This window comes from Wolbachia endosymbiont (group B) of Protocalliphora azurea (assembly GCF_947251865.1).
In the GTDB taxonomy this organism is placed as follows: Bacteria; Pseudomonadota; Alphaproteobacteria; order Rickettsiales; family Anaplasmataceae; genus Wolbachia.
This window is the reverse complement of record NZ_OX366394.1, coordinates 532,169-548,281: the sequence shown is the minus strand read 5'-3', so window position 1 is coordinate 548,281 and position 16,113 is coordinate 532,169. Positions and strand designations below refer to the sequence as shown.

Below are 16,113 nucleotides of genomic sequence, written 5' to 3'. Positions count from 1 at the left end.
TTAGTGTTAACACGGTTTTTCTACTTTTTTTTTCTTAATGTTTTAACTCAATACACACCATCATCATTTACTGCTTCTAAATATATCATTGCTAAACACACGCAGCTGTGTATTTCTATAGATAACTCATTGCCTAAACTTCGATTAAAGCAAGAATTCTTTCCTGGAAAAGCAAGGTTACTATGGCATAGTTCCCATTTTAATCCTTTAGTTGATATTTGAGCTTTCGGTATACCAAGTAAGGATATTTTAGTATTTTTTAGCAAAGAGGAAAAATAGCTAATACCTTTTTGTAAGGCGTACCCCACCATGGGAGGCGAAGGCATATAAAAGATACTATCTGTACTTAAAAAAAAGTTAATATTTTGTAGTATATGATCAATTGCTCCTCCAATAATACCCGTTACTATTGATGGCAATAACTTTACTGTTTTTAAGTGAGCCATTGCTTTAGAAAAGTCGCAATAATCTTGATCAGGTAGATATACTGTATTTAAGTTAGCACGTAAATTCGGATTTATACTATCCAAATCTCCTATTACAAGATCAGGTTTTACGCCAATTGATAGAAGCTTGTTTGCTCCTCCATCTACAGCAATAACAGGTATATCTTGTTTAAAAAACGATGAATCAGGTATTTCTCCATTTAGCACTACAATAGAGCGATATTCTTGCTCCACGCTACAATGTAGCATATGGTTATAAAACGCTCCGTGCAGTTTTTGCATCGTAGTAACATTTTTGAACAATTGATATTATACTGATCACTAATCCAGCAATATTACTGAGTATCACAAAAGTTAAACCCTGACAAATACCGTAAATAAGCCAAGATGATGAACAAATAAGATAATTCACCAACATTAGCATCGATATGTCACGAGTAAGTTTTGTGATATATGCTCTATATACTTGAGGCAATAACCCAATGAGAGATGTAATGAACGCGATGAAGCCAAAGCATTCTTCAATATTTATATACATACATTTTCCTACGTTTGTTTTAACAAGATCAGGTTCAAAGGGTTGTACTTTATGTACTCTCAGCTTTTTTAGAGCACCCCTAATGCGTGTAATTTATAACATCATTTAGTCTATTAATCAAGAAATTAACAGTGACTTGCATTCATGAAACCCAATCGGCTTCTATGCTAATTATTATCCAAACTAATAGTCGGCTGTGCATCCTGCTCAGAGATCAGAGCAACTAGCAAATTGTTTATCAATTGAACCTTTTGTTTTCCATCCAATTGTAAGCTTTTATTTTTTTCAAAATGGGCTATTACTTCTTCGATAATTCCTATTGCATTTTGCACTATATGCTTTCTTGCAGAGGTGATGGCATGTGCTTGTTGACGCCTCAGCATTGCTTGTGCAATCTCAGATGAATAGGCCAAATGCGATATTCTTGCTTCTGCAATTTCAATTCCAGCAATATTCAATCTTTGTTGTAGCATTGACCGCAATTCATTTGAAATTTTGTCAGAGTTTTTACGCAAAGATTCTTCATCGTTTTCGCTATCATACGGATAATTACTTGCCAGTTCTCTAATTACCGAGTCACTTTGCACAAAAACAAAATCATGATAATTATTAACATTATAATATGCCTTCGCAGGACTGCTCACTCTCCAAACAATTACTACTGAAATCTCTATCGGACTTCCATTAGCATCATTAACTTTAATTTTTTCTGTATTGATATTCTGAAATTTCAAAGAAACTCTATATTTACTCGAAAACGGAAGCGTTACGCATATTCCAGACTTAAAATAAGTTCCAATATAATGACCAAAAAACTCTATCACTCTTGCTTCATTAGGATCATTAACGAAAAATCCTTGAGAAAAAGTCAATATTGAAACAGCAGCAACTCCAAGTGCAATTGTGCTGTCATACACAAAAAGTACCAATAAAATTAACCCTAGCGCTATTAGTACAGGAAAAGCCCGAATTTTACTTAGATTTCTATCATTTATTGTATTTTTATCTGTACTGTCTTCATCAGATTGCTTTTTCACTTGCACCCTCTCTGCTGATTATTTCATCTACCTTACTTACAAATAATTTAAACTCTCTTAATTCACAATCAGGCAACTTTATCTCATTGCCATGAGCTATCGTAAGCGGATCAATATGTTTACCATTATATATAACTTCATAATGTAAATGAGGTCCTGTTGCAACACCAGTGCTGCCAACATAAGCAATGATTTGTCCCTGCTTTACTTTAGAGCCTAACTTTACATCGCTACTAAATTTGCTTATATGTGCGTAACAAGTTGAATATTTATTGTTGTGCTTTATTTTGATGTAATTCCCATAGCCACCATTCTTTCCTATATATTCTATTACACCTTCTGCAGTGGCGTGTATAGGAGTGCCAAGTTTAGCTGCATAATCTACTCCTTTATGAAAAGCAATTTTACCATGAATGGGATGCTTTCTATTACCAAAATTCGAGGATATACGAAAATCTCCGTTTAAAGGACTTACGAAACTCTTTAAGCTTACCCCCTCTTTATTAAAATACCTTTCTTTGCCGTCTTGCGATTTATAATGATATAAGCTAATGGCTTTATTGTTTGTTGTCAGCGAAGTATATAAAATTTTTTCTTCAGCTTTCTGATTACCGAGCGATTTCTCAAAAAGAACCTCCAACTTACCTTTTGGCACAATGTCTTTTTTAAAATCTATACCAAAATCTTTATATACGTTGATTAATTTCATCACCGTATTTGGCGCCAAACCTTCTGCGTCAAAAAAAGAGGATTTTATGTCACTGGATATGAATAACAACTTTCTATCACTTTCTGTAGCTTTTTTTTTTCTGATCCCGTGCTGAAGTAACGCTGGAAAGTGGTTTAGGTTGCTTTCTGTTATTCCAGTGCTTGAACAGTTTTTTAATCGAAAATGTTGTATAGCGTGCTGTTTACAATCAATTTCCAGTGTCTGGGCACTGGAATGACAATAGTATTTCTGCGCAAATGTTTCAGTTGCATATGCTGGTAAAATACAAAGCAGTGGAAGTATTACCAGCCTCATAGTTTATCAGCAAAAATAAAATTACCTTCAACATACTGCACATCATCATTATCTTCTAGCTCTTCAACTAATGTAGATAATTTATCAATTAATTCTTTGTCGCTAACTTTAATCAGGTCCTTTGGTTGCCATGAAAGACGAGCAAGTTCTGGTTCTCCAAATTTTGTATAGAAAGCGTCACGTACTTTACCAAAGTCTTTTACTTCACAAGTTATAACATATAATTCTTCTTTGTTATTTTCCTCAACATTCAATACTTCTAATTCAATTCCATAGTTAAATAAATCTTCAAAATTTATACCCTCTGCTTTATAGACAATTAAGCCTACATGATCGAAAAGGTAACTCACACATCCTGTTTCTCCCAAATTACCGCCTTTGCGAGAAAAGATATAACGTATCTCAGAAGCAGTTCGGTTGCGATTATTTGTCAGAGCATGGACAATAAGTGCAGCACCAGAAGGTCCGCAGCCTTCATATTGTATTTCTTCATAACTTTCTCCAGCAACGTTACCAGCTGCATTTTTTATTGCTGTTTCTATTTTATCTTTTGGTAGATTTTCCTTTCGCGCAGCAAAGATAGCAGAGCGAAGACGTGGATTAAGCTCGGGATCAGGCAGCCCTTGTTTTGCAGCAACTGTTATTTCCCTAATGAGCTTCGTAAATTTTTGCGAGCGCTTTGCATCCTGAGCACCTTTTCGATGTTTTATATTTGAAAACTGTGAATGACCAGCCATAAGAAAACTAATTCACCCCTTCTACTAACATATTTTCATACTGCTCAGCTTCTAAGTCAAGGCCAAGAGCTAAGTGAGCTGTTATTAAATAACTAATAACTCTAGAAGAATATTTAGAATCTTTATTGCTTATCATATCTTGAAAACGCTTAATTGCTGCTAAATATTCACCACGCTTTAGGTAAAATTCACCAATAGAATACTCTTTTTTTGATATATGTTCTGTGATTAATTTTTCTTTTTCTTTGATCTCTTCTATATATTCGCTATTCGGAAAAAGATTAATATATTCAGTAGCTAGCTCTAAAGTTTTATATGCAATTTGTTGCCCAAGCTGCACTTTATTAATTTGCATGTAATAAGATAATACTCTTAAGTAATATACATATGGCAAATCTTCACCATTTGGATAAACGTATATATAATCATCTATATCACTTGCAGCACTGCTGTAGTTACCCATATTATAGTAAGAAACTCCAGATAATAATTTTGCTTTCATTGCCCAATAAGATAAAGGATACAAATCCTCTATCTTTTGAAATGCTCTAATAGCTTGCTTATATTTTTTCTGATCATAAAGCTTAACTGCCTCCTCATATAGTTCAGTTTCAGTGTGTTCAAGATCATTCGCATATAACTGCGTGAAGGGGCAAGTCAGAAGAAAAAAGCATATGATTAAAGTCTTATACATAAGATTTTTTTTGATCAAAATAAAGTATAGACTAAATATTACCTAAATAAACAAATTTTTGGCATTATCATCGAACGAAAAGCGTCTCTTGGCCACCATTACCTATATTGCTCGCACCACCACCTATTGCAACACCCTTTCCACTCACTTCTACGTTCTCTAGCTTTCTACTATAAGAATGTGTGATCAATCCACTTCCTACCATCAAAAGAGCAATACCTACCAGACCTAAAGCAGGCCCAACAGCAGATGATGCTAATGCTACTCCAGAAATCAATATTATTTTCCTGATTAGTAATAAAGAAGAACCAGCGAGCATTAACTTAGCTGAAGACATATTGCTTGTCTTTTTTTCAAACTTCTCATCAAAGTCTTGCTCTTTTTCTACTTCATATTTTTTACTTTTCTTGTACTCGCGATAGCAGAAAGTAGCACTCGCTACAAAGTAAAATAGACTAGAAATTGAAAAAGCTACGTCTCCTATTATTCCTTGCTCCAATGCTTCACCTACTATGCTAGCCACAATAACTAATGTAACTAAAGCAGCATCAGCATAGTTAAAGTAATCATCAACGGTACAAGGAAGGTCTCTCTTTTCTTTTTCTACTGTTTTCCCACTTTCAATATTCTCCAATTCTCGTTCTTTTTGTGCTATTTTTCTATTATTATAAATTAAATATAGCGTGCAAATAAGGGATAAGACTGTGAAAGGTAATATAGTATGGCCTAATGAGCTGCTTATAAGGCCAAGTAATACCTGATCGCTACATGTTTTTTCGAGCTCAATTGCCATCAATAATGCAAATGGAACCATTGTTACCAATGATACACATTTCCTATGTAGCTCTCTTTTTTTTAGTGTTAATAGTTCTTGTTCGAGCTTTTTGCTTTTTTCTTCCTCTCTTTCTTTTCTGACTTCTTCATCAACTGTTGGCCAAAAATCCCAGAAAAAATCTTCCATTTTAGCACCTTTTTTACCTTTGGATCTTTTTAAAAAAAACTTAGTGCCTGTAATACTAGTCATATGAACAGACCAACTTATGAACTAATACATTATATAGGATTTTAATTACTAAGTCAATGTTATGAAATTATTAACTTTCTTTGTATACTCTTAAGCAATTTAGTCAATCTGTTTGATGCCAGCTAGAACGTAATTATAGCCTGACCACATAGTCATAACAGCCGCAGCCCATAAGCAAACCACACCTATATATTTAGTTGCTTCATAATCACTCATTATTAACGCTACTATAGCAACCATCTGCAAAAATGTTTTAATTTTCCCAGCCTTACTCACAGGTAAACTAACGTTTGTAGCTATCAAGAACTCCCGCAAGCCTGAAACTAATATCTCCCTACAAACAATTATAACTGACGGTATAATTGTAATATCATCTATCTTATGCTTATAAACTAGCATGATTATTGTTGAAGCTACTACTAACTTGTCGGCAATTGGATCAAATAATTTGCCAAAATTCGATTGGACTTTCCATGCACGCGCTAAATAACCATCAAAAAAATCTGTAATGCACGCAAACATAAAGATCAATATTGTTATTAGACTTGCATACTTACTCTCTATATAAAAGCTTGATATTATTGCCGGTATTGCGAGCGCACGAGAAATTGTTAGCAAATTAGGCACGTTTTTCTTAAGCATGTCACATCACCCTACGTAGTAGATAAATTTATACAGAAGTACAATAGAGTTCACAAGCTAATAGTTGAACATTCATAAAAACCCCATATACTTAGGAAATTACTAACAATAAGCTCAAAGCATGAATAATGATTTAGATAACACCACAAAACAAGAAGCACTTAAGTACCATAATAAAAGTGGTAAACCTGGTAAGGTATCAGTTATACCAACAAAACCCTTATCCACACAGCATGACCTATCACTTGCTTATTCCCCTGGTGTTGCAGCCCCATGCCTTGCAATAGCTAAAAATCCTAAAGCTGTTTATGATTACACGGCAAAAAGCAATTATGTGGCTGTCATTTCAAATGGCACCGCAGTGCTGGGACTTGGCAATATCGGTCCTCTTGCTTCAAAACCCGTCATGGAAGGCAAAGCTGTTTTATTTAAGCGTTTTGCTGACATTGATGCAATTGATATAGAAGTTGACACAGAAAACATAGAAGATTTCATCAATGCAGTAAGGTATCTTGGTCCAAGTTGGGGGGGAATAAATCTAGAAGATATAAGATCTCCTGATTGTTTTATAATAGAGAAACGTCTAAATGAGTTGATGGATATTCCGGTGTTCCACGATGATCAACATGGCACTGCAGTAGTTGTTGCAGCTGGTATAGAAAATGCCCTCGATATTGCTGAAAAGAAATTAGAGAATGTCAAGATCATCATGAATGGTGCTGGAGCAGCTGGTATTGCGTGTTTGGAAATACTAAAGTCCATGGGCGCTAAGAACATAGTGCTATGTGACAAACAAGGAGTAATACACAAAGACAGAAAAGAGGACATGAATAAGTGGAAGGAAAAATATGCAATTGACACTAAAGAACGTTCTCTACTTGATGCCATAAAAGGCGCTGATGTATTCATCGGACTCTCTGCAAAGGATGTGCTCAGCGAAGAGATGTTAAAAAGCATGGGTAAAGACCCGATCATTTTTGCTCTTGCTAATCCTGATCCAGAAATAAGGCCTGAGTTTGCAAAGTCTGTAAGGCCAGATGCAATAATTGCAACTGGTAGGTCAGACTATAACAACCAAGTCAATAACGTAATGGGGTTTCCTTATATATTCAGAGGAGCACTTGATGTACATGCAACGACAATAAATGAAGAAATGAAAATTGCAGCTGCAGATGCAATAGCGAAGCTTGCCCGTGAGCCAGTGCCAAATGAGATATCTGCAGCCTATGGCGGTCGTAAAATGAGCTATGGACGTGAATATATAATACCTACTCCATTTGATCCAAGATTAATTTCTATGGTATCTCCTGCTGTTGCAAAAGCTGCCGTTACCTCAGGTGTGGCAAGAAAGGAAATAGAGGACTGGAATGAGTATGCAAGTCAATTAAAATCTCGCCTCGCTAAGGCTCTCAGCACGCTCAATTTATTGTCTTCACATACGTAATTGGATAAATTTAAAAGCGATAAACCAATCCAAACTCTAAGCCATATATGCCAAACCTATTGGTAATTGTTGTAGTTGTTGATTGCATACGTGCAGTTTCATCAACTTCATTGCTTTTACCAGCAGGAATATATTTTTCGCCAGCTAGTATCTTTGCTACTGGCAGAATACCTTTAAATTCGTTACCAAGAATACCAAAATAGCGTAAACCAGCAAACGCTTGAGTGTTTGTTGTAAGTGGATAATTAACACCAAGCTTTGCTTGGTAAGCCAAAGCATATCTGGTTTTTCCTAAAAATTTAACCTTAGTTACACCTGCACCAACTCCAAAATATGGAATGCAGAGCATTTCTCCGACGTTAAAATCATTATACACATTGATCATTCCAGCCAAATTATTAAAACCTTCATTTTTCATCTTAAATGCAGCTTTGAACTTTACTTGAACATTAGGCGGCTTTTCTTGAATTTCAATATCAACTTTTCCACTTCTCCAAGGTGATTTACGTTCTGTTCCAACAGAAACATCATCATTACGACGAAGTTCAATATATCTTGCTTTTCCTTTATCTGAGTAATCTTCATCATCTAAGTTAGTCTGAGAATATAGAACTTCAAGATCAACTCTCATATTTTTGAATACATATCCTATTGAAGCACCACCTGCAAGTCCTGGAACGTATTTAGGACTATATCCAGCCTCAATCCTCTCCTCCTCATTAAAGCTAAAAACACCTTCCGTTACATTTTCACCTGCATCTTCTTTTCCTTTTAGAGAACCTATTGCATTGAAAAATGCTCCAAAATAGTTAGCTTGAATATAAAAATTCTTTAAATTATTTATTTCACTATCATAAGATAAGCACCTAAATGAAAAAGTGAGCAAAGTTAGTAGGTATGTAAATTTAAATCTTTTATTCGCCATATAAACCTCACATAATTTCACTTTTATGCTAACATACTTCTATTTTTTATGTAGCAATTTTTTATTGCGCTCAGTTGTTTTAGATTTAGAATAAGAGTATTGTAATTTAAAGTGAATCAATGGTTGTTGCAGTTCATGAATTAGAGAAAATTATCAAACAGTCATTCCCTGGTGCCGATATAAAGATTAAGGATCTTGCTGGAGATGATGATCACTACCATTTAAAAATAACTTCCCAGTGTTTTTCTGGAAGGACAAAAATAGAACAACATAGAATGGTATATAAGGCTCTTGAAGGTCAATCTATACATGCATTGCAACTAGAAACTGGAGCTTAAAATTAAGGTGATATTTATGAACAACTTTGAACAAATAAAAAAAGACATAGCAGAAAACGATGTAGTGCTGTATATGAAAGGCACCTCTGACTTTCCTCAATGCGGATTCTCTGGGCTCGTCGTATCAATTCTCAAAAATTTGAATGTAAAGTTTAAATGCATCAACGTACTTGAGAATGATGAAATACGTCAGTCCATAAAAAGTTTTTCTGATTGGCCAACAATTCCACAAATATATATAAAGGGAGAGTTTATTGGTGGCTGTGACATAATCCGCGAGATGTATGAAAAAGGTGAATTACAGAGTTTATTGAAAGAAAAACAGATTGTTTAGTAAGGAAATAAGCAAGAAAAAAATAGGCGTGCCTCACACCTAGCCTGATTAAAAACTTTAGTTTTTTGACTTTTGTACACTATTTGTACATAAGACATTCTCTTTAAGAAATGTACCAGGCCAAGTAATATTTGCCTGTACATCACTAATAGCGCGTGCCATATTTACATTTTGTTTAGCCTTTTTTATTAGAGAACTTAATGACGTACTGATTTTATCAATAATGCGCAGATCAGCTTTAGGAACACTTGCTTCAATTGCTTTCAGACCACTTTGCACTTTATCAAGGCTATCACTTCTTATGGCAGCAGCAATATCTATAAACAATCGCTTTAGCTCTCGAGGTTGATCTTTTATAGTAAAAAGATAGTCTGGAACGATTTCGTAATCACCATTAACATTTTGTGTGCAATATTCTTCAATAGCCTCTTTTGCATCGTAGTAATCTTGTGGATTATCAGAACAAGAATATGCTGCACAAGATTCATTTCTATAATAAGGACTCCCATTACTCTCAATGTTTTCTATTCTCTTCTTTACACTAGAAACTAAACCTTTTCCAAATACGATAGTATCGTCTCTGTCTGATTTTGAAACAGCCTCTAATAGAGTAGGTATTGCGTCTTGTCTGTAACTAAAGATAAATTCTATGCATGGAATATTACCTAAACTATTTCTAGGGCCTTCTCCACACAAAAATTTACTTGGAACATGTTGTATAAAAAAGTTAACTACATCACTTGAACTACTGTCTCCTAGCATAAGTAAAAACTCGGGAAATCTAGGATATTTATTCAAAAATAATGCACCATATATTTCATCGTCAATTGACTCCAATTCATTGTCAAAAATAATACTCCTTATCTTATTATAATCTAGCTCATTTATAGCTTCTTTTAACTTTTTATTTAAGTCAAGGTTATTCAACTCACGATAACGCTTATACTTTTCTTCACTAATACGTGGCATATAATACACTCTTTTTTTATAAAACATTTATACAACTAGCTTTCTTGTTAATAATTGTCAATACTTAGATAAGTATATTAGTAAGTATTTTTATAATTATTGCTAACACGGAATTTTATCTGATTTTTACTAAAAGTGTATATAAAAGCTAAACCTTATCACCAGGCTTAACAAATAGATGACCCAATGTTATCAACTTTATAGGCTTACTTTCATTATTTGCGACTACCCAAACTCCATCGTCTTCATAATCAACAATTTCTATTGCTGTAAATACTACATAATTATTATCATCAACAATCTTTATTCCAAGAATACCATCGTCATTTAAGCTTAAGGCCGAAGAAGGAATTTTATATGCAAATCTTTCACCTGAAGGGAGGCTTACACTAGCAGTCAGTCCTTGCAAAGATATAATCTCATTATCAGTTACCTTTACCTCCACTCTATAAGATCCAGTTTTAGGCTCAGCAATTTTACTAATAAAACTCACTTCACCTACTAATTCCCTTCCGTCTAGCAAATTAATTTGCGCTGTGCTACCTAGCTTTATTTTATTTACTTCATTTTCTGAAACATATAACACCACAAGAACCTGATCAAAATTAACTATGTCAGTTATCTTATGTCCAAGATTAACAAAATCCCCTTCATTTACGTTGATCTTATCTACATAACCATCAATAGGGGATTTAATCGCAGTATTTTCTAAATCCAACTCTAGCCTTTTTAGGTCAGCTTTTGCACTCTGCAATGCAGTAAAAGCTGATTCCACTCTTATCTGTGCTCCATACCCTTTTGTATTCAATTTTCGAGAGGAATCATACTCAATTTCACGCTGATTTAATAAAGCTTTGGCTTTTTCAACTTGCTCAACTCTGTCATAATCTTCTATCTTTAAAATTACATCGCCTCTTTTTACTTTTTCACCATCAGACAAATAAATAGCAATAACTTGACCACTTGTTCTTGAGACAAGGCTGAACCTATGCAAGGGATTTACCGTACCAGAAAAATTTAAATATACAGTGCGATTTTGTGGAGTATAATCCTGAGTTTTTAATGAAAAACTACTAATTGGATTATCACTATGAACCGCCTGATCTTTTTTTAAAAATGTACTGTTGATAAAAAACAGTAGAATAAGAGCAATACCGGAAACGATGATTACTTTGTTTCTCATCCTTAAACAGTAAAATTTATTGACCAATCTTGTTAGAAATAACTGCATAAATTTTCGAATCAGAAGTGTAAGTATAACACAGCTATTGTCACTCTATAAATAGTTTTATATGAGCAAGTTTTCTTACAATAAATAAGTTTTTATTGCAAAAATGCAATTTTTAATCAAATAAAAAAGTTGTGCATAAAATTTCCATCATATTATATGATGAAAATAAGAATATTGTAACAAAACTAAATATATATTTAAACAGAGCTTTAGCCCATCACTAAACCAACACCCAATTGCTCAACACTATCAATTTTAATTTGTAAAGTGCCCTTTATAAATTTATTAGCCTGGTCTGTACTCATAAAAACTGCATGTTTATTGGGCATTAATTTTTCCATATCTGCTCTATTTTTTTTATCTTGCAAATGAGGTTCGCAAATATAGCTATACTTTTTAAAATCTAGAAGTTTAGCAAAGCCATCACGATCATTCTCATGGTGAAAAGCAACATTTATACCTACTATTTCGTCCGTTTCTTGCAGCTTTCCATCTTTATCTATTACCTGTGCCTTAGCAAGCGCAACTGTAGGCTTATGGCCATAATTTGCTCCAATAACCCTTCTTATTGAATGTTCTATTGCTATTTTTTGCACTTCAGGACTTTCATCAAACTCTTTCAAAAAATTAAGGTGTAAGTTAATATATTCAGAGTATTTCAATCTGTGTTTTTTATGTATAGTTGGTTTGTAGGACAGTTCATTTGTAGGTGACTTATAGTTTGCAAGAAGCAATTTTTGTTCATATTGCTCATTAAATTTCTTTATCTTTTCAAAATGTCTTTTATATTGAGTCAATCCATCTTTCCCTTTTTTCTCCATCCTTTTCAAGAATTCCTCTACTGGCTCTCGTTTGGCTAGATTAATTTTGCGTATAAGCGGAATTTGTTTTTTCAAGCTAATCCAATATGGTAAGCAAACAACTTTCGCATCTTTCGAAAATAGACCTTCTAACTTTTTCACTGCATTGTATAAGTTTGCTGATTCTGGTTTATAATGCTCGCTATTATTGTCTATATAAGTTATTTTACCATTTACCACTTTCATTAAACCAGAACATAAAATCGGCTTACCGCCTGCAAGAGTTGAATGACGATAAGCCCATTCGCTTTTGTTAACATTAATATGTTCATGAGTTACTAATTTTCCATCAAGCGTGATAACATAAGCTACACAACCTTTTTTACCCTTACTAATTTTATCAGTTGTATCATATAATTTGCCCTCTAAGTTGTATAACTTAAGTTCCCCATCTTGCTCGCCAATAAATTTTCTTTGATCAAATTGTTCATCAGAGTTAAAATACTTAACCCTTGTATCAGTTCCAGGAATTTTTCTTCCTTCAACTCCAACTTCTGGAAACAAATTATATCGTGGAAAAAAATAAGTAAAATTATTCTCTATCCAATACAGAATCTTATTTATGATACCAAAAACTTTTCTATTACCTAAATCAATAGAGAGTTGCTGTTCCTTTGGTACTGCTAGATGATTGGACTTTGTACCAGACTTGCCAAATTCTTTGGCAGCATATTTAAACTTTTCTAGTAAATATTCCTTACGTTCTTTTGATATTGACATTTTTACCTCACTCACTATTATTTTATCCTATATTATTTTAGACAAAAAGTCAATCTTTCTTAAGATATTAAGAAAAGAAAAAGCAGCAGCAAAATAGCTAAACTGACTTAGATTTATCGACAATTTGAAAAATCATCATTCCGCTACTTGTTAGCCGAATCTATGTTCGCACAGTTAGTTATCGCTATTTACCCAACAAACTTATGCTAAGCTGTGCTGCCACTAATTTTGCAACCAGTACTCTATAAGGCGAGCATGACACATAATCAACCCCTGATTTGATGAAAAACTCTATGGACTGTGGATTCGCTCCATGCTCTCCACATATACCAAGTTTAATTTCTTTTCTGGTTTTTTTGCCCCTTTCGATAGCTATTCTGATTAATTCCCCTACCCCTTCGACATCTAGCACCTCAAAGGGATCGTTTTTGAATATGTTGCTTTCCTTATAAGAATCGAGGAAATTAACTGAATCATCTCGTGAAAGTCCCATAGTTGTTTGTGTTAAATCATTAGTGCCAAAACTAAAAAATTCTGCGTGTTTTGCGAGTTTGTCAGCAATAAGTGCTGCTCTTGGCAGTTCTATCATCGTTCCAATTGAATAGTTCACATCGAAATTTTCGGCTTCTTTCTTTATTAACTCGCATATCAGAATAAACTCTTTCTCACTCATGATAAAAGGAATCATGATTTCAGGTTTCACTTCTATCTTCTTTTCTTTCCTTAATTCACTTGCAGCACTGAGTATTGCCCTAATTTGCATGCCATATATTTCAGGATGAGAAATAGCAAGTCTACAACCTCGATGGCCAAGCATTGGATTTTTTTCTGATAACTGTGCTATTTTATTTTTTACTGATTCAACTGACTTATTCAGTGATTTGGCAATTTTCTCTATAATAGATTGATTGTGGGGCAAAAACTCATGTAGAGGTGGATCAAGTAAACGTATAGTAACCTCCCTGCCCTCCATAATAGAAAATATTTCTTTGAAATCAGACTTTTGCATTTCTTCGAGTTTATTTAATGCATTTGTCCTTTCATTTTCATCATCAGCTATTATCAACTTTTGAATGAATTCGATTCTATCACTAGCAAAAAACATATGTTCTGTGCGACATAATCCTATACCTTCTGAACCGAATTCTTTTGCAATTTTTGCATCTTTTGGAGTATCAGCATTCGCTCTCACCTTCACTGTTTTGATTTCATCTACCCAGTTAATTATCGTTTTGAATTCTTGAGATAATTCAGGCAAAACTGTCGGAAGAATACCAAGCATAACCTCTCCTGTTCCTCCATTGATGGTGATTGATTCACCTTTATTTACTTTTATATCCCCCATAGAAAGAAATTTTTCATCTTTATCAATATAAAGTCCATTTAGACTACAAATGCATGGTTTACCCATTCCACGAGTTACAACAGCGGCATGCGAGGTCATACCTCCTCGCGCTGTTACTATTCCACTTGCAGCATTCATTCCATTAATATCTTCAGGGCTCGTCTCTGATCTTACCAAAATTACTTTTTTACCCTGCTCTGCAGCTTTTTCAGCATCACTTGCACTGAATACTACATATCCAGAAGCAACACCTGGAGAAGCTGGCAGTCCTTTGCCTATTACTTCTTGATCGATTTTAACATCAAGAACTGGATGCAATAAATTGTCAAAAGTTTTTGGATCAATTCTCAATATTCCTTCCTCTTTTGTAATCACTCCTTCGTTTACCATATCAACTATTATGCGAATAGCAGCTTCGGCTGTGCGCTTGCCAGACCTAGTCTGCAAAATCCATAACTTACCGTCCTGTACAGTAAATTCGATATCCTGCATGTCCTTATTATGACTTTCAAGTTTTTCACATACCGCGCATAATTCTCGGTAGACACTTGGTAGCAACTTCTCCATGGTACTTTCTTGCTCCCCGTCAATTGGCATAGGAGTATAAACACCAGAAACCACATCCTCACCCTGAGCATTAACTAAAAACTCACCAAAAAGCTTTTTTTCTCCAGTTGAAGGATTACGTGTAAATATCACGCCGGTTGCAGAATTATCATTTAAATTACCAAAAACCATTGCTTGCACGTTGACCGCTGTTCCAAGGTTTTCAGGAATATTATGTATTCTTCTATAGGAAACAGCCCTATCGTTTTTCCAAGAGGCAAATACTGCATTAACCGAGTTTAACAATTGCTCTTCAACGTTCTGCGGGAAATGCTTTCCAGTTTTTTCACATACTATCTCTTTAAAATCATTAACAATTTTCTTTAAAACATCAACATTAAGATCAGCTAAGCTTTTTGCTCCACTTTTTTGCTGTTCACTATCAACAATGTCTTGAAATAAGTGATGGTCAAGCTGTAGTACAACACTCGAGTACATCATGATGAAACGACAGTAGCTATCATAGGCAAAACGTTCGCCACTTTTTTTTGCAAGCCCAACAACGGTTGCATCATTTAGGCCAACATTTAGGACTGTATCGAGCATGCCCGGCATTGAATTCACACTACCAGAGCGTATGGAAACTAATAAAGGATTATTTGAATCCCCGAATTTACAACCGATGTCACTTTCGAGCATCGCCATGTAGTTTTTTATCTCGTTACGTAGATCACAAGACAATTCATTATCTTGACAATAGGCCTGACAAACAGCAGTGGAAATTGTAAAACCAGGTGGAACAGGAATGCCAATGTTACACATCTCTGCCAGATTTGCTCCCTTCCCTCCTAGTAGATTTCTCATTGCTGCATTACCTTCACAGTTGCTTTGGCTAAAGTAATATATTAACTTTTCTTGCATTTTTTTCGGATTTTCACTAATAAACATACTATACATACTATTCTAATAAATTTGTCAGGCAGGAGTAATAAATTTTGTAAAATTCAGCACAATTAAATAGCCTCTTTTCCTTTCATTCCAGTACTCTTTTCTGTCATCTCAATGACCTCTATGATGTCATTCCAGCGCATGACGCTGGAATCCAGTTCGTCCATAATCTCAACAAAAACGTTGTGTTTTAGCATAATTTTGTGCTCAATATGCTTATTTATAGTAAAGACTTCTGGATTCCAGCAGGCTTTGTTGCACCACTCAAGGAAAGAACAGGCAGTTACTGATGGAATTTGTTATAAAATAGA

The 16,113-nt window shown here is 34.4% G+C and carries 16 protein-coding genes and 1 riboswitch; of the genes, 3 read left to right on the top strand and 13 right to left on the bottom strand.

Annotation, left to right across the window (positions count from 1 at the left end; genetic code table 11):
- Window positions 1-47: 47 nt before the first annotated feature.
- From OPR35_RS02600 to pgsA, 8 genes are all read right to left on the bottom strand, one after another.
- The gene (locus OPR35_RS02600; protein ID WP_019078558.1) at window positions 48-728 is read right to left on the bottom strand and encodes a thiamine diphosphokinase; all 681 of its coding nucleotides are present in this window, start codon (window positions 726-728) and stop codon (window positions 48-50) included.
- Window positions 700-984 carry a SemiSWEET family sugar transporter gene (locus OPR35_RS02595; protein WP_010404806.1) on the bottom strand — a complete coding sequence of 95 codons (285 nt, stop codon included), beginning with the start codon at window positions 982-984 and terminating at the stop codon, window positions 700-702. The genes OPR35_RS02600 and OPR35_RS02595 overlap by 29 nt, the downstream gene beginning before the upstream one ends.
- Window positions 973-1,075, bottom strand: a riboswitch (TPP riboswitch). (Overlaps the previous gene by 12 nt.)
- 76 nt (window positions 1,076-1,151) lie before the next feature.
- The gene (locus OPR35_RS02590) at window positions 1,152-2,021 is read right to left on the bottom strand and encodes an SPFH domain-containing protein (RefSeq protein WP_019236939.1); all 870 of its coding nucleotides are present in this window, start codon (window positions 2,019-2,021) and stop codon (window positions 1,152-1,154) included.
- On the bottom strand, window positions 2,005-3,045 hold the full coding sequence (locus OPR35_RS02585; protein WP_265024971.1) for a M23 family metallopeptidase: 1,041 nt from the start codon (window positions 3,043-3,045) through the stop codon (window positions 2,005-2,007). The genes OPR35_RS02590 and OPR35_RS02585 overlap by 17 nt, the downstream gene beginning before the upstream one ends.
- Window positions 3,042-3,782 carry a YebC/PmpR family DNA-binding transcriptional regulator gene (locus OPR35_RS02580; protein WP_265024970.1) on the bottom strand — a complete coding sequence of 247 codons (741 nt, stop codon included), beginning with the start codon at window positions 3,780-3,782 and terminating at the stop codon, window positions 3,042-3,044. Before OPR35_RS02580 ends, OPR35_RS02585 begins: the two co-directional genes overlap by 4 nt.
- 7 nt (window positions 3,783-3,789) lie before the next feature.
- Window positions 3,790-4,476, bottom strand: a complete 687-nt coding sequence (gene bamD / locus OPR35_RS02575) for an outer membrane protein assembly factor BamD (protein ID WP_019236936.1) — start codon at window positions 4,474-4,476, stop codon at window positions 3,790-3,792.
- Between the two features lie 67 nt (window positions 4,477-4,543).
- Window positions 4,544-5,500, bottom strand: coding sequence for a hypothetical protein (locus tag OPR35_RS02570; protein ID WP_007302576.1), 957 nt, complete (start codon window positions 5,498-5,500; stop codon window positions 4,544-4,546).
- A gap of 99 nt (window positions 5,501-5,599) precedes the next feature.
- Window positions 5,600-6,142 (bottom strand): CDP-diacylglycerol--glycerol-3-phosphate 3-phosphatidyltransferase, encoded by a 543-nt coding sequence (pgsA, locus tag OPR35_RS02565; protein WP_006012406.1) that lies wholly within the window; start codon window positions 6,140-6,142, stop codon window positions 5,600-5,602.
- 121 nt (window positions 6,143-6,263) lie between these two features.
- On the opposite strand from pgsA, the gene OPR35_RS02560 reads away from it, so the two are divergent.
- Window positions 6,264-7,586 carry a malic enzyme-like NAD(P)-binding protein gene (locus OPR35_RS02560; RefSeq protein ID WP_082241867.1) on the top strand — a complete coding sequence of 441 codons (1,323 nt, stop codon included), beginning with the start codon at window positions 6,264-6,266 and terminating at the stop codon, window positions 7,584-7,586.
- Between the two features lie 10 nt (window positions 7,587-7,596).
- Here the strand turns inward: OPR35_RS02560 and OPR35_RS02555 are convergent, their stop codons facing one another.
- Window positions 7,597-8,511, bottom strand: a complete 915-nt coding sequence (locus OPR35_RS02555; protein ID WP_019236934.1) for a P44/Msp2 family outer membrane protein — start codon at window positions 8,509-8,511, stop codon at window positions 7,597-7,599.
- A 119-nt stretch (window positions 8,512-8,630) separates the two neighbouring features.
- Between OPR35_RS02555 and OPR35_RS02550 the strand changes: the two genes are divergently transcribed.
- Window positions 8,631-8,849: a BolA/IbaG family iron-sulfur metabolism protein gene (locus OPR35_RS02550; protein WP_007302571.1), complete on the top strand. Its 219-nt coding sequence runs from the start codon at window positions 8,631-8,633 to the stop codon at window positions 8,847-8,849.
- A 16-nt stretch (window positions 8,850-8,865) separates the two neighbouring features.
- Window positions 8,866-9,183 (top strand): Grx4 family monothiol glutaredoxin, encoded by a 318-nt coding sequence (gene grxD / locus OPR35_RS02545; protein ID WP_007302570.1) that lies wholly within the window; start codon window positions 8,866-8,868, stop codon window positions 9,181-9,183.
- Between the two features lie 57 nt (window positions 9,184-9,240).
- On the opposite strand, the gene OPR35_RS02540 is transcribed toward grxD, so the two are convergent.
- The 4 genes from OPR35_RS02540 to ppdK form a co-directional block, all read right to left on the bottom strand.
- Complete coding sequence (locus tag OPR35_RS02540; protein WP_231834404.1) at window positions 9,241-10,152, bottom strand: hypothetical protein; 912 nt, start codon at window positions 10,150-10,152, stop codon at window positions 9,241-9,243.
- Window positions 10,153-10,300: 148 nt separating this feature from the next.
- The gene (locus OPR35_RS02535; protein WP_230609147.1) at window positions 10,301-11,335 is read right to left on the bottom strand and encodes an efflux RND transporter periplasmic adaptor subunit; all 1,035 of its coding nucleotides are present in this window, start codon (window positions 11,333-11,335) and stop codon (window positions 10,301-10,303) included.
- Window positions 11,336-11,592: 257 nt separating this feature from the next.
- A complete protein-coding gene (locus tag OPR35_RS02530; protein ID WP_265024969.1) occupies window positions 11,593-12,963 on the bottom strand; it encodes a hypothetical protein in 1,371 nt (456 codons plus the stop codon).
- A 184-nt stretch (window positions 12,964-13,147) separates the two neighbouring features.
- Window positions 13,148-15,802 carry a pyruvate, phosphate dikinase gene (gene ppdK, locus OPR35_RS02525; RefSeq protein ID WP_265025024.1) on the bottom strand — a complete coding sequence of 885 codons (2,655 nt, stop codon included), beginning with the start codon at window positions 15,800-15,802 and terminating at the stop codon, window positions 13,148-13,150.
- Window positions 15,803-16,113: the final 311 nt, after the last annotated feature.

Bases quoted from the DNA above. Each gene is read 5' to 3' on its own strand.
- OPR35_RS02600 (WP_019078558.1), bottom strand. From the start codon at position 728: ATGCAAAAACTGCACGGAGCGTTTTATAACCATATGCTACATTGTAGC.
- OPR35_RS02595 (WP_010404806.1), bottom strand. From the start codon at position 984: ATGTATATAAATATTGAAGAATGCTTTGGCTTCATCGCGTTCATTACA.
- OPR35_RS02585 (WP_265024971.1), bottom strand. From the start codon at position 3,045: ATGAGGCTGGTAATACTTCCACTGCTTTGTATTTTACCAGCATATGCA.
- OPR35_RS02580 (WP_265024970.1), bottom strand. From the start codon at position 3,782: ATGGCTGGTCATTCACAGTTTTCAAATATAAAACATCGAAAAGGTGCT.
- bamD (WP_019236936.1), bottom strand. From the start codon at position 4,476: ATGTATAAGACTTTAATCATATGCTTTTTTCTTCTGACTTGCCCCTTC.
- OPR35_RS02570 (WP_007302576.1), bottom strand. From the start codon at position 5,500: ATGACTAGTATTACAGGCACTAAGTTTTTTTTAAAAAGATCCAAAGGT.
- pgsA (WP_006012406.1), bottom strand. From the start codon at position 6,142: ATGCTTAAGAAAAACGTGCCTAATTTGCTAACAATTTCTCGTGCGCTC.
- OPR35_RS02560 (WP_082241867.1), top strand. From the start codon at position 6,264: ATGAATAATGATTTAGATAACACCACAAAACAAGAAGCACTTAAGTAC.
- OPR35_RS02555 (WP_019236934.1), bottom strand. From the start codon at position 8,511: ATGGCGAATAAAAGATTTAAATTTACATACCTACTAACTTTGCTCACT.
- OPR35_RS02550 (WP_007302571.1), top strand. From the start codon at position 8,631: ATGGTTGTTGCAGTTCATGAATTAGAGAAAATTATCAAACAGTCATTC.
- grxD (WP_007302570.1), top strand. From the start codon at position 8,866: ATGAACAACTTTGAACAAATAAAAAAAGACATAGCAGAAAACGATGTA.
- OPR35_RS02540 (WP_231834404.1), bottom strand. From the start codon at position 10,152: ATGCCACGTATTAGTGAAGAAAAGTATAAGCGTTATCGTGAGTTGAAT.
- OPR35_RS02535 (WP_230609147.1), bottom strand. From the start codon at position 11,335: ATGAGAAACAAAGTAATCATCGTTTCCGGTATTGCTCTTATTCTACTG.
- OPR35_RS02530 (WP_265024969.1), bottom strand. From the start codon at position 12,963: ATGTCAATATCAAAAGAACGTAAGGAATATTTACTAGAAAAGTTTAAA.
- ppdK (WP_265025024.1), bottom strand. From the start codon at position 15,802: ATGTTTATTAGTGAAAATCCGAAAAAAATGCAAGAAAAGTTAATATAT.